Raw genomic sequence first — 12,614 nt, 5'->3', positions numbered from 1 at the left:
CGGCCTATTGCGCGTTTCGGCGCTGTTCGACCGCCGCCGCACCTGCGTCGATCTCTTCCTGAGTGCGATCGTCGAACCGCTGGATCAGCGCCGGAACGATGGTGAAGGCGTCCTCTACCCAGACATAGCCGTTGAACGTATCGGGGATTTCGGTGAGCTGTTCGGGCTGGGTCAGGCCCCGTGGCAAGTTGTCAGCAACTGGGCCGATGACGATCACTTCACCGCCATATTCCTCCATCCGCGCGATAAGCCGGTTCGGCCAACCCCAGAACGCCCATTGGTAGTTGAGCGGGACGAGCAGCGTCTTGCCCCGGCAACTCTCGGGCAGGTAACCCGACCAGCCGATCTTCACATAATCTTCCGAGCAGACGCGGGCTTCCTGCGGGCTCCATGCCCAGGCATCGGGATAGAGTTCGCGGATGCGGTTGATCGGGTCGGGATGGCCGTAGAAACCATCGCCTGATTTGGCCGGGTCACGACCGATTGCGGCAAACTTTTGTGCAAGCAGATCGGCTTCGGCGGGGTCTTTGGACTTGAAGTTGATCATCAAGCGCCCGCGCAGCGGAAGGGCACGTGCGACCTCTTCGAAAGTCGGCATGGCGCCCACGAACTCACCCTCGCGAAACGGATAGGTCTCGCCGCCATCGGCGGTGTAGCCATAGCCGATATCGAGCGCTTTCAGCTCTTCGAGCGTAGCATCACGAGTGTCGCCCGTGCCGTCTGTCCGGCAATCGAGAGTCCAGTCATGGAACACGACCAGCTCGTCATCCTTGGTGGGAGCAATGTCGACTTCGACCATCCAGGCCCCAAGTTTTTGTGCTCGCAAGACACTGGGGACGGTGTTTTCGAGATAGCGATGATAGGGTTCGTAGATCCGGTCCGCTGTACATGTGTCGCGCTCGACGCCAGTCTTGTCGTACATCTGGTACAGCCCGCGATGGGCGATTAGTTTGGGTGCGCCTTTCGGATCGGGCGCGAGCCAGCTGGCATTGGTGATCGACAGGATCAGCATCAGGACGGCCAAAACGGTCCCGCCCCACAGCAGAGCTTTCTTCATCCGAGCAGCCGCCGCACCTCGGCGCAATCCGCGTCCATCTGCGCGATCAGATCCTCGAGCGTGTCGAACTTGGCTTCGCCGCGCAGGAAGTGGTGGAAGGCAACTTCGATTTCCTGCCCGTAGAGGTCGCCCGAGAAATCGAAGAAATGCGGTTCGAGCAGTTCCTTTGGCGGCTGGAACTGCGGGCGGACGCCGATATTGGCCGCACCTTTCAGTTCTTGCCCGGTGGCCAGGATTTTGCCCGTAACCGCATAGACCCCGTATTTGGGGCGAAGGTAGTTGTCGATCACGATGTTGGCGGTGGGATAGCCAAGCTTGCGCCCGTTCTTGTCGCCATGCTCGACGATGCCGCGGATCGCGAAGGGGCGGGTGAGCAGCTCAGCGGCGAGCTGCGGATCGCCATCGCGCAGGGCTTCGCGGATGCGGCTTGAGGAAATCACGCCGTCTTGCTCGACCGCTTCGACCACGCGCGATTGCAGACCAAGTTCGCTGCCAAGCGAGCGCAGTAATTCGACATTGCCCTGCGCGCCTTTGCCGAAAGTGAAATCGCCGCCGGTCACCACTCCATGCGCGCCGAACCGTTCGATCAGGATTTCGCGAATGAAGGCTTCCGCGCTGGTCCCGGCGAGTTCGCCGTCGAAGTGGAACACCAGCATCGCGGTCGCCCCGGCGGCGAGATAGAGTTCCTGTCGCTGTTCGAGAGTAGTCAGCCGAAACGGCGGAACATCGGGCTTGAAAAAGCGCACCGGGTGAGGGTCGAAGGTCGCGATGATCGAAGGACGGCCCTCGGCATGGGCCCAGTCAATGGCCTCGCCCGCTACTGCCTGATGCCCGCTATGGAATCCGTCGAAATTGCCGAGCGCGATCACCGCGCCGCGCAGCGCCTCAGTGATTGGTTCGCGGTGATCCAGCCAGCGCATCAGGACGTCTCCTCTGCTGCGACGAGCGGCTCAATCCCCTGCTCGATAACGCGCATGGCGTTCTCGCCCATCACCTTGCGGATATCCTCTTCGCTGAAGCCTGCGTCCATCAAAGCTTGGGTGATATGCGCGAGGCCCGCCGTGTCGAAGCGAACCAGCACGGTGCCGTCATAATCACTGCCAAGTGCAATGTGATCGATCCCGACCAGATCGCGCACATATTTCATCGCCCGTACGATCGCCGCAGGCGACGTGTCGCACACCGCGCCTTCCCAATATCCGATCCCGATCACGCCGCCTGTCGCCGCGATACCGCGAATCTGTTTGTCGGTGAGGTTGCGATTGCCGGGGCATGTGCCCTGAACGCCGCCATGGCTGGTGACGACCGGGCGGCGCGCCATCGAAATCACTTCGGCAATGCAGGCATTGCTGCAATGGGCGAGGTCGATGATCACGCCCATGTCTTCCATCTTGTCGACAGCCTCGCGGCCCAAGTCGGTCAGACCTCCCTTTTCGACCCCGTGGGCCGATCCGGCGATCTCGTTATCGAAGAAGTGGGTGAGGCCCGCCATCCGCATTCCGGCAGCGTAGAGCTTGTCGATGTTCGCGATGTCGCCTTCGAGATTGTGCAGACCCTCGACACTGAAAAGCCCGCCAACGGGTGCCGTGCCGCCATTGCGCGCGCTCCTGAGCGATCGCAGATCACTGGCGCTTTGGACCGTTCGCAACTCGCCTTCCGACGCGCCTGATGCATTTATCAGCTTTTCTGCGTGATACAGCGAGCGCTCAAGTAGCGAATTCCAGGTCCGCATCGGCTGCAATTGCCCGATCACCAGAGCCGTTACCTGATCACTGTCGCCGCTATTGCCGTCATAGTTCATGTCTTCCGGCGTCTTCGTCACGCTGGAGAAGATTTGCAGTGCGACATTGCCCTGCTGCAATCGACCAAGATCGACATGGCCCCAATCCACGTCTTCGAGCAGATTGCGCTTCCACAGCAGCGTATCGGCATGCAGGTCCACAATCGTGAGCGATTTGTGCAGCGCAATCGCTTCATCGGACACGGGCGGCAAGAACTCTGCGCTGACGCGGTTCATTGCACGATCTGCTTCGGTTGCGGCATCGCCGTTGGCTGAAGCGCTTGCCTGCGAATCGCCGGATTCCGCTGGTGGACTTTCAACGCGGTTTACGCTCCGCTCGAATATCGTCGGAGCGAACACGAAGAAGCCAATCGCTCCAATTACGATCAGTCCGAGCAGGCCTAGGATGATTTTGCGGATCATGCGGCTGCACACTCAGAATCGCGCCGATAGGTCACGAACGAATATGCCGGCCTGTCGCCTTCAGCCGGGTGATCTTCGTGTGCCGCGACTTCCCAGTCTGACCCGAGCGGTTTCATGAAAGTGTCGCCGGGATAGTCGGCGTGGATTTCAGTCACCTCTATCCGGTCTGCCAGAGGGCGGAACACGTCATAGATCGCTGCACCGCCAACCACAGTGATCTCGCCCGTATCGTTGTCCTGAGCGGCCAGCTTCAGGGCTTCATCGGCTGAGTGCGCTATCTCCGCTCCGGCGGAATTCCATCGTTCGCGCCGTGTCAAAACGATGTGGCGACGCCCGGGCAGCACGCCAGGCAGACTCTCAAACGTCTTGCGCCCCATGATCATCGGCCGCCCTTTTCCATCTGGGCCCATGGTCAGCGCCTTGAAACGCTTGAGATCGGCGGGCAAACGCCAGGGCAGGGTGCCTTCGTGCCCAATCGCGCCATTGGCGGCACGGGCGTAAATCAGGACGATTTCGTGACTCACGGTGCCTTGTGGCTCACCCGCGTGACGTGACCCATCTTGCGGCCTTCACGCACTTCGCTTTTGCCATAGAGGTGGAGGTGCGGCTCGCCTTCTTCGGCGAGTATTTGATGCGCGGTCAGGGCCTGCTCGCCGACGATGTTGCGCATGTCGATGCTGGCAAAGCGGGTTTCGGTGCCACCCAAAGGCAGACCGGCAATCGCGCGGATGTGGTTTTCGAACTGGCTCGTGGCTGCGCCTTCGATGGTCCAGTGCCCGGAATTGTGCACGCGCGGAGCCATTTCGTTGAAGACCGGGCCGGATTTCGTGGCGAAGAATTCCAGCGTCAACACCCCGACATAGCCGAGCGCATTGGCGACCTGAGTGGCAATCTTGCGCGCCTGATCAATCTGCGCCTCCACCAGCGGTCCGGCTGGCAGGACCGAATGAGCCAACATCCCGCCATCATGAGTGTTCGCGGTCGAATCCCAGATACGGATTTCGCCGTCGGCCGAGCGGACTAGGATCACAGAGAATTCCGTCTCAAACTCGACCATGCCTTCGTAGATGCATGGGCGACCAGGGAAACGGACGCCTGCGGCTTCACGGCGACTGGCAATGCGCCACTGGCCTTTGCCATCATAGCCATCGCGTACCGTTTTCAGGATGCCGGGCGTGCCAACCTGATCCACCGCCCGCATCAGGTCTTCGTCGCTTTCGACCCGCATGTAAGGTGCGCAGGTGCCGCCGAGCTCTTCGACGAAGCGCTTCTCGTTCAAGCGGTCTTGCGCGATCTCAAGCGCTTTGGGCTGCGGCGCAAGCATGCGTTGCGGGATCGCAGCGACCGCCGTGAGCGGCACATTCTCAAACTCCCAAGTCACCACATCGCAGCGGCTGGCAAAGGCCGCGAGCGCGTCCTTGTCGCCCCAACCGTTCTCAAAAAAATCGACACAAGCCGCGCTCGCGACATTGTCGCCAGCCGGTGCGTAGCCAATGCAGCGATAACCCAACTGGATCGCAGATTGCGCGAGCATCCGGCCAAGCTGGCCGCCGCCCAGAATGCCGATGGTTGAGCCGGGCCTGAGAATGCTAGATTCTGGCATCAGTCGACTGGAACTTCTGTCACGGCGGCGCTCTTCGAAGCGCGCCAATCCTGCAAGCGTTCGGACAGATCTTCATCGGCCAAGGCAAGGATCGCCGCCGCCATCAGCGCCGCATTCTTCGCTCCGGCTTCGCCGATCGCCAGCGTTCCAACGGGGACACCGGCGGGCATCTGCACGATAGAGAGCAGGCTATCCATTCCTGACAAAGCCTTGGACTGCACGGGCACTCCAAGCACCGGCAGATGCGTCATCGCCGCAATCATTCCTGGCAGATGCGCTGCGCCACCAGCGCCTGCGATGATCACATCGAAGCCTTCGCCCTCTGCGCCTTTAGCAAAGGCACTCATCCGGTCCGGTGTACGATGGGCGGAGACGATGCGTGCCTCATGCTCGACTTCCAGCTCGACCAGAATGTCGGCGGCGCATTTCATGGTCGGCCAGTCTGACTGGCTACCCATGACGATGGCTACTTTTGCCCCCCCGTCTTTTGGCATCCGGCGATCCTCAGCTGTCTTTCAGGTAGTACCGTTCGCCCGGCACCATGTTGTCGTCGAAGTCATAGATGATCGGCTGCCCGGTGGGAATCTCCAGTCCGGTGATGTCCTCATCCGAGATGTTCGACAGGTGTTTGACCAGCGCGCGCAGGCTGTTCCCATGCGCGGAAATGATCACGTTTAAGCCACTGGCTAGTGGCGGCAGAATGTTCCTATCCCAATATGGAAGAACCCGCTCAATCGTGAGCTTCAGGCTCTCGGTGTAAGGAACATCTATGCCTTCATAGCGCGGGTCGGCACCGGGGTCATACTCAGCCCCCGGTTCCATTGGTGGCGGCGGGGTATCAAAGCTGCGACGCCAGATTTGCACCTGTTCATCGCCATGTTTCTCGCGCGTCTCCTGTTTGTTGAGCCCGGTCAACCCGCCGTAGTGCCGCTCATTGAGATGCCAGTTTTTGACAATCGGCATCCAAAGTCGCCCCATTTCTTCGAGCGCGAGATTGAGAGTTTTGATCGCTCTAGTTTGGACTGAAGTGAAACAAAGGTCAGGGACGACACCTTTTTCTTTGAGCAATCGCCCTGCCGCTTTTGCTTCGCCAACGCCCTTCTCGGTGAGATCGACATCCCACCAACCGGTGAAGCGGTTTTCGAGGTTCCACTGGCTTTGGCCGTGGCGGACGAGGATGAGCTTGGGCATTCTATCTCCGTGTCTCCGAGCGGGCGGCTATGGCACGCCAAAAAACGAAACGCTGCGTTAGCCCTCGCTATCGCCCTTGGGAACCCCGCTTTCGCCCGATTCGCTCGCCTGCGCGCGGCTCTGTGCTTTGCGCCGCCGAAGGTTCTCACGCAGTTTTGCTGCCAGACGCTCCTCTCGCGACAGATTCTTGCCCTTCTCTTCATTCATACGAAACGCCTTGGCGGTAGGGGCTGCGCTCTTCAAGCCCCGCTTGACATTGGGCGCGCACGCGACAATAGCGCGCGCCTGTTTCGGTTGGCCGCGGTAGCTCAGTGGTAGAGCGCGTCATTGGTAATGACGAGGCCGAGAGTTCAATTCTCTCTCGCGGCACCATTCTCTCTAAAAGCTCAGATCTCGAAGAGATTACCGTCAAAGCAAGTCGTCAGGCGCTTTGGCGAATAGCTGCCCAAATTCTGTGACGTGCCGTTTTTGAGCCCGCTCCTTCATCAGGGAGCTGGCAGTTTCCTGCACGAATTGTGCATCGCTGGAATTGGCGAACAGCTCTGCCGCTGCCGCAAAGCTGCTGACGATCTCGCCATCTGTATCCGCCGCGAGCACACTCGCGCGCAGCTCGGGTTGCTGTTCAGCCCACACTTTCGCAATGTTTTCCATCACATCCATCCATGTCAGCGGCTGTAATGCGACAACCAGGTGCAACGAGTCCTCGTTTGAAGACTTTGCATGATGCAGGAATCCGCGTGGTATGAACATCGCTTCGCCCGGAGCGATCGAATACTCGGCCGGTTCGATAAAATCTCCATCTGACGATTGAATCATCGATGTTCCCGGCATCAAATTTGCGATTTTTGGCTGGGTATCGATCAGCCAGTCCTTTGACCCGTGCAATTGCATCGCGATCACGTCGGTCGGATCGACGTGTTTCGGGGTCGAATGGGCGTTGGCAGGCGAATACATCGCATAGACCCGCGCAGCGAAATAGCCGGTCGCCGTCATATCGCGCACGAGTTCGCGAATAGGCTGAACCATGCGATCGATACTATGGACGTAAATGCTGGTTTTCTGTGCCTTCAACCGCATCAGCGCGTCAAGCGTCAGGACGCCACTTGGCTGGATCGCGCTGGACCATGCCTCTTTGGAGCGGCCTTTGCGATCATTCAGGAAGAACTCAATCTCATTCTCGCTGCGCCACAGCCGGTCGCGCAAGAGCTCCATGAACTGCGTCATATCGAAGCCGAGACCCAGGAAAGTCTCATCCTCGATTTTCGTGACCCGCTGATCGAGATGGCACTCGATCACCTGCCTGGCCGAATCCGGCGTGAGAATTCGCGAAAACAGCTCATGGGAAAGTAAAGCCATGCGTTTGTTTTGATCCAAACCTCCTCAAGTGCAAGGCGAATTGCGCCCTCACCCAAGGCAAAATCGCTTCACACCCCCACTTTTGACGATACGCGCCGGGCGATCGCTCGGCTATCGCATCACCAACGGCAATCAGTTGGGAGACAACGCGATGGATCTGGGACTTACAGGCAAGAAAGTCATTATGAACGGCGGTGCGCACGGGCTTGGCCTTGCATCGCTGCGGCACTTTGCTGCGGAAGGCGCGGATGTCGCGTTCTTCAGCCGCAAGGAAGACAAGATTGAAGCCGCCAAGAAAGAGATCGACGCGGCTGGACCGGGCAAGGTTCATGGCGAAGTGTTCGATATGGCAAGCGGAGCCGATGCCTATAAGAAATGGATCGGCGATGCAGCGGATGCCTTGGGCGGCTGCGATATCTTCGTTCACATGGCAAGCTCTTCTGGCACAGGCGGCACTGGCGATTGGCAGCAGGGTCTCGACATGGACATCCTTGGTGCGGTTCACGCTATCGAAGTGCTCACCCCGCATCTCGAAGCATCCGACAGTGGATCGATTGTCCTGATGTCTTCGACCGCCGCACTGGAAACATTCGTGGCGCCGCAAGCCTTCAACGCTTTGAAAGCCGCGCTGATCACCCACGGCTCTCAGCTCGCGCAGGCGATGGCACCGCTGGGGATCAAGGTGAATTGCGTCTCGCCCGGCGCGATCTATTATCCCGGCGGGAACTGGGAAATGATCAAGGATGCGGTGCCGCCGCTCTACGAAGGCACGCTGGCGAAGATGCCAATGGGCCGCTTTGGAGAGCCGGAGGAAGTGGCCAAGACCGTGGTCTTCGTCGCCAGCCCAGCCTGCCCGTATATGACCGGCGCCAATGTCGTGGTCGATGGCGGCTTCACGCAGCGCGTCCAGTTCTAAGCACGTTCACCAACAGGAAGGCCCCACTTTATGGCTGAGATCGCCAAAGAGATCGAGCGCGACAAGCTGCTCGATATCTACACCCGCACGATGAAGGTGAACCGCACCGACGAGAAATTCCGTGAACTGCTGATGCAGGGCAAGGTTGCGGTGATGTATTATTGCGTTCGCGGGCAGGAGCTTGTTTCGGCCGCTGCGATGGCAGCGCTGGAGGACGACGATTACGTTGTGTGCACCTATCGCGGGCAGGGCGAGCAGACGGCCAAGGGCATTCCGATTGAAAAGTGGTGGGGCGAATGCCTCGGCAAGGCGACCGGCACGTGCAAGGGCAAGGGCGGCACCATGCACATCACCGATCCCGACACCGGGATCATGGTGACAACCGGTGTGGTGGGTAGCGGTCTGCCGATTGCCAACGGGCTTGCGATGGCGAGCCAGAACAACGGTGATGGCCGCGTGACGCTGGTGAGCTTCGGCGATGGCGCCGCCAACATAGGCGGATTTCACGAAGCGATGAACATGGCCCAGCTCTACAAGCTGCCCGTGATCTTCCTGTGCCAGAACAACCGCTATGGTGAGCACACCGCCTATGCTGACCACACTGACAGCACCGACATTTCGAGCCGCGCCGGTGGTTACGGAATGAAAGGCATCAAGGTCGACGGAAACAACGTCAACGAGGTTTACCCGGCGATGGAAGAGGCCGTGGAGCACGCCCGCTCTGGCAAGGGGCCGGTGCTGGTCGAAGCCATGTGTTACCGGATGATGGGCCACTTCTTTGGCTCCGATTTCTCTTACATGCCCCCTGAGCATCTGGAAGAAATGCAAAAGGAAGACCCGCTGCCCAAGCTGCGTAAGGTCATGCTGGAACGGCAGTTCACCGAAGAAGAGCTCGATGGGATCGTCGCCAAGATCGATGCCGAGATCGACGCGGCGGTTCAGCACGCGCTCGACGCGCCGCTGCCGGACACCGATGAAATCCATAAAGATGTGCTTGAGGAGACCGCGTAATGGCTGAGATCACCATGACCGAGGCCCTCAACAAGGCCATTGACGAAGCCATGGCCGAAGATGACGGCGTGTTCTGCCTGGGCGAAGACGTTGCAGCCAAACAAGGCGGCGGGGTGTTCAAGATCACTTCCGGCCTCACCGAAAAATATGGCGAAAACCGCATTCGCGCAACGCCGATCTCGGAAACCGCAATTATTGGTGCGGCAGTCGGCGCAGCGCTTGCGGGCCAGCGCCCAATTGCAGAGATCATGCTGATGAACTTTGTCGGCGTCTGCATGGACCAGATCGTCAACCACGCGGCGAAATTGCGCTTCATGTCGGGTGGTCAGACGCCGTGCCCGATCGTGATCCGCACCACGACTGGCGTGGGCGTGGGCTTTGGTGGGCAGCACTCGGATATGCTGGAGGCGTGGTTCGCGCACGTCGCTGGGATGCATGTGGTGACGCCAAGCAACGCTGCCGATGCGCGCGGCCTGATGCGCTCTGCCATCGATGCGAATGACCCTGTGGTCTTCATCGAAAACATCCTTTGTTATGGTCTGAAATCCGAAGATCCCGGACCCGGATACCGTGTGCCTTTGGGCAAGGCGGCGGTGGCCAAGGCGGGCTCCGACATTTCGCTGATCACCTATGGCCGCACGGTGCTCGATGCGCTTGAGGTCGCGGGTGAGCTGGAGAAGGAAGGTGTCAGCGTCGAGGTGATCGACCTGCGCACCATCGCTCCTTACGATGAGGAAACAGTGCTGGCGTCGGTCAACAAGACTGGTCGCGCTATCACTCTGCACGAAGCGGTTCGCCCCTTCGGAACCGGCGCTGAGATTGCTGCCAACATTCAGGAAAAGTGCTGGGACAGGCTGAAAGGTCCGGTCCGCAGGATTGGCGGAACATTCTCCGCCGTGCCGTTCGCGACGCATCTTGAGCAGGCCTGGATCCCGCAAAAGAGCGACATCGTTGCGCAGATCAAGGCATCGGTAGGGAAGGTCTGAGAATTGGCTGAAGAAATCCGCATCCCCAAGCTCGGGATGAGCGCGACCGAAGTGACCTTGGCTGAATGGATGTTCGGCGATGGTGAGACCGTGTCAAAGGGCGACATCATTTACACCGCCGAAACCGACAAGACGACGGTCGAGATTGAAGCGCAGGCGGGCGGGGTGATCCGCCCGACCGGTGAGGAGGGCCAGCAATACAAGGTCGGCGACCTCGTCGGCACAATTGAATAGCGTCGCCATGTCTACCCCGCGTGAAATGCTGTCAGCCGTTTATGCAGCGGCGGGTGCGCGCGATTGGGAGACGGTGGAATCCCTGATCCATCCGGACTTCGTGCTGTACGAAGCCGAGTGCCTACCGTTTGGCGGCGAATGGCGCGGCAAGGATGCGCTGCAACGCTGCGCGGCGGCGATGTACGGCACGTGGGCTGAGGCGAAGGTCGACATTCACGACATCACCGGCGGGGATAGTCATGGGGTGACGGTCCTGACGTTGACCATGACGTCAAAGCGCACCGGCGAGACCTTCAGTCAGACGGTCAATGAATGCGGCGCATTCGAAGACGGTTTGCTGAAGGAATTGCGCATCCATTACTTCGATGCGGCTGAGGTCGCAGCAAAGGTTTGACGCCATGACAATCGAGAGAGTCTGCGTCCTTGGCGCGCCCGCCGATCAGGGGCAGCCTCTGGTGCAAGCATTGTTGGCGGAAGGGTTTGACGTCACCGCTGGCGTCCGGCGCGACAATGCATTGGCAGACACACCGTTTCCCAATCTGCCGACCGTTCATGCGGATATCACTGATGCGGATGCGATGGCGAACGCCTTTGCCGGCCAGGACGCAGCAGCGTTTCATCTGCCCTTCGAGTTTGACCGCGCCCGTGCAGCCAGTTTCGGCGCCGCGATTGCCGAAGGGGCGAAACGCGCGGTTCTGAAAAAGATCGTCTTCAATACAGCCTGCTTTGTCGCCGATCACGATCTCGACCTGTCCGCTCATGATGGCCGCCGCGATATCGAAGCCGCGCTGGAAGCAACCGGCATCCCGTGTGTGTTCATCGAGCCGACCGTGTTCATGGACAACCAGTACCGGATCTGGACCCGGCCGTTGATCATGCGCGAAGGGATCTTTGCCTATCCGGCGAAGCCCGACCTCAAGATCAATTGGGTGTGCCTGGAGGATGTTGGACAGGCGATGACACGGGCGCTGATGACGGATGCGGCAGACGGAATGCATGTGCCGCTGGGCGGGCCAGAGGCGCTGACCGGAGACGAGGTTGCCGCCAATCTATCCGAGGCGATTGGCAAGCCGGTGCGGTTCAAAAGTCTCGCGCCGGAGGAGTTCGCTGCCGGGATGAGCGAGTTGGTGACCGGATCGCGCGAAGTGCAGCCGCTCAGCATCTATGACGGCATGGCGAAGTTTTACGCGTTCTATAACTCGCAGCCCGTTTCGCCGCTTTTGGTCGATCCGCAAGATGCCCGTGACCTGCTTGGCATGCAGCACACCTCGCATCTCGAATGGGCCAGCGCAAAAGACTGGATAGCCGGGCTAGGGTAAGTCCGTCTCGGCGATAATCAGGCGATAGCCCAGATCGAGTTCGTCCCTGTCGCGCAAGTGACCGTATCGGCGTTCCCACTCCCTACTCTCCAGATCATCGCGCAGTTTGGAGAGTTTCTCCTCAACGCTGTCGATGGCCCAAAATGAAGAGCTGCCCTTGCGTATTTCCGGATCAAGGTAGGCTTCGGGATTGCGCCAATGGGCATAGAGGAACCGATCGGTGCAATCATGCGGGATCGGGACGGGCGTGACTGAAATCGGGCCCAGCCATTCTTCGTATTGCGGCATTTGCGGCATTTGCCTGTCATCGAGCTCCGCGAGCTCTGACAGATAGTCGAGCAGCCAGATGTCCCGGAAGGCAGGGTCGAATGTTAACAGCACAATCCTGCCGCGCGTGACGCGCCGCATCTCGCGTAAACCGGCCTGCTGGTCGGGCCAATGATGGACCGTCAGCACCGCCATGCTTGCATCGAAGCTCTTGTCAGGGAACGGCAAATCTTCTGCGCTGGCCTGAACGACATCGGCCTTGCGCGGGTGTTGCTCGATCATTTCGGTGGATGGCTCCACTGGCGTTACAGCCCGATCGGTCGGTTCGTATGATCCGGCTCCGGCCCCGACATTGAGCACCGATTGCGCGTCTCCCAATGCGCTGTAGATCGCTGTGCCGATGCGCGGATCAGGGTGTCGCAGCGCCGAATAGCCGCGCCCAATCGTATCGTATTTCGTGCCCATACCGCG

The 12,614-nt window shown here is 59.8% G+C and carries 16 protein-coding genes and 1 tRNA gene; 7 read left to right on the top strand and 10 right to left on the bottom strand.

Annotation, left to right across the window (positions count from 1 at the left end; all coding sequences use genetic code 11):
• Positions 1-4: 4 nt before the first annotated feature.
• From Q0837_RS14525 to Q0837_RS14490, 8 genes are read right to left on the bottom strand one after another with little or no spacing between them, the layout of a single operon-like run.
• Positions 5-1,057, bottom strand: a complete 1,053-nt coding sequence (locus Q0837_RS14525; RefSeq protein WP_298470565.1) for a glycerophosphodiester phosphodiesterase family protein — start codon at positions 1,055-1,057, stop codon at positions 5-7.
• Positions 1,054-1,977 carry a bifunctional riboflavin kinase/FAD synthetase gene (locus Q0837_RS14520; RefSeq protein WP_298470564.1) on the bottom strand — a complete coding sequence of 308 codons (924 nt, stop codon included), beginning with the start codon at positions 1,975-1,977 and terminating at the stop codon, positions 1,054-1,056. The genes Q0837_RS14525 and Q0837_RS14520 overlap by 4 nt, the downstream gene beginning before the upstream one ends.
• Entirely contained in the window at positions 1,977-3,260 is a 1,284-nt protein-coding gene (locus Q0837_RS14515) for a dipeptidase (protein ID WP_298470562.1), read from the bottom strand. Before Q0837_RS14515 ends, Q0837_RS14520 begins: the two co-directional genes overlap by 1 nt.
• Positions 3,257-3,784 (bottom strand): dihydrofolate reductase, encoded by a 528-nt coding sequence (locus Q0837_RS14510; RefSeq protein WP_298470560.1) that lies wholly within the window; start codon positions 3,782-3,784, stop codon positions 3,257-3,259. Before Q0837_RS14510 ends, Q0837_RS14515 begins: the two co-directional genes overlap by 4 nt.
• A complete protein-coding gene (locus tag Q0837_RS14505) occupies positions 3,781-4,848 on the bottom strand; it encodes a 5-(carboxyamino)imidazole ribonucleotide synthase (RefSeq protein WP_298471767.1) in 1,068 nt (355 codons plus the stop codon). Before Q0837_RS14505 ends, Q0837_RS14510 begins: the two co-directional genes overlap by 4 nt.
• 14 nt (positions 4,849-4,862) lie before the next feature.
• Positions 4,863-5,357 (bottom strand): 5-(carboxyamino)imidazole ribonucleotide mutase, encoded by a 495-nt coding sequence (gene purE, locus Q0837_RS14500; protein WP_298470558.1) that lies wholly within the window; start codon positions 5,355-5,357, stop codon positions 4,863-4,865.
• Positions 5,358-5,367: 10 nt separating this feature from the next.
• Positions 5,368-6,054, bottom strand: a complete 687-nt coding sequence (gene gpmA, locus Q0837_RS14495) for a 2,3-diphosphoglycerate-dependent phosphoglycerate mutase (RefSeq protein ID WP_298470556.1) — start codon at positions 6,052-6,054, stop codon at positions 5,368-5,370.
• A gap of 57 nt (positions 6,055-6,111) precedes the next feature.
• A complete protein-coding gene (locus Q0837_RS14490; RefSeq protein WP_298470555.1) occupies positions 6,112-6,261 on the bottom strand; it encodes a hypothetical protein in 150 nt (49 codons plus the stop codon).
• 90 nt (positions 6,262-6,351) lie between these two features.
• On the opposite strand from Q0837_RS14490, the gene Q0837_RS14485 reads away from it, so the two are divergent.
• Positions 6,352-6,426, top strand: a tRNA-Thr gene (locus Q0837_RS14485).
• Positions 6,427-6,462: 36 nt separating this feature from the next.
• On the opposite strand, the gene Q0837_RS14480 is transcribed toward Q0837_RS14485, so the two are convergent.
• Positions 6,463-7,410 (bottom strand): cupin domain-containing protein, encoded by a 948-nt coding sequence (locus Q0837_RS14480; RefSeq protein WP_298470553.1) that lies wholly within the window; start codon positions 7,408-7,410, stop codon positions 6,463-6,465.
• Positions 7,411-7,492: 82 nt separating this feature from the next.
• On the opposite strand from Q0837_RS14480, the gene Q0837_RS14475 reads away from it, so the two are divergent.
• Genes Q0837_RS14475 through Q0837_RS14450 form a run of 6 tightly spaced genes read left to right on the top strand, consistent with a single transcriptional unit; the run spans position 7,493 to position 11,876 of the window.
• A complete protein-coding gene (locus Q0837_RS14475) occupies positions 7,493-8,326 on the top strand; it encodes an SDR family oxidoreductase (RefSeq protein WP_298470551.1) in 834 nt (277 codons plus the stop codon).
• Between the two features lie 30 nt (positions 8,327-8,356).
• A complete protein-coding gene (locus Q0837_RS14470; RefSeq protein ID WP_298470549.1) occupies positions 8,357-9,337 on the top strand; it encodes a thiamine pyrophosphate-dependent dehydrogenase E1 component subunit alpha in 981 nt (326 codons plus the stop codon).
• The gene (locus Q0837_RS14465) at positions 9,337-10,323 is read left to right on the top strand and encodes an alpha-ketoacid dehydrogenase subunit beta (RefSeq protein WP_298470547.1); all 987 of its coding nucleotides are present in this window, start codon (positions 9,337-9,339) and stop codon (positions 10,321-10,323) included. Before Q0837_RS14470 ends, Q0837_RS14465 begins: the two co-directional genes overlap by 1 nt.
• Before the next feature lie 3 nt (positions 10,324-10,326).
• A complete protein-coding gene (locus Q0837_RS14460; RefSeq protein ID WP_298470545.1) occupies positions 10,327-10,557 on the top strand; it encodes a lipoyl domain-containing protein in 231 nt (76 codons plus the stop codon).
• 7 nt (positions 10,558-10,564) lie between these two features.
• Positions 10,565-10,951, top strand: coding sequence for a nuclear transport factor 2 family protein (locus Q0837_RS14455; RefSeq protein ID WP_298470543.1), 387 nt, complete (start codon positions 10,565-10,567; stop codon positions 10,949-10,951).
• 4 nt (positions 10,952-10,955) lie between these two features.
• On the top strand, positions 10,956-11,876 hold the full coding sequence (locus tag Q0837_RS14450; RefSeq protein ID WP_298470541.1) for an SDR family oxidoreductase: 921 nt from the start codon (positions 10,956-10,958) through the stop codon (positions 11,874-11,876).
• Here the strand turns inward: Q0837_RS14450 and Q0837_RS14445 are convergent.
• Entirely contained in the window at positions 11,868-12,608 is a 741-nt protein-coding gene (locus tag Q0837_RS14445; protein ID WP_298470539.1) for a class I SAM-dependent methyltransferase, read from the bottom strand. The genes Q0837_RS14450 and Q0837_RS14445 overlap by 9 nt on opposite strands.
• Positions 12,609-12,614 lie beyond the last annotated feature (6 nt).

It is taken from the genome of uncultured Erythrobacter sp., assembly GCF_947499705.1.
In the GTDB taxonomy this organism is placed as follows: domain Bacteria; phylum Pseudomonadota; class Alphaproteobacteria; order Sphingomonadales; family Sphingomonadaceae; genus Erythrobacter.
The sequence above is the reverse complement of the archived record's forward strand: the minus strand, read 5'-3'. Positions and strand labels throughout refer to the sequence as shown.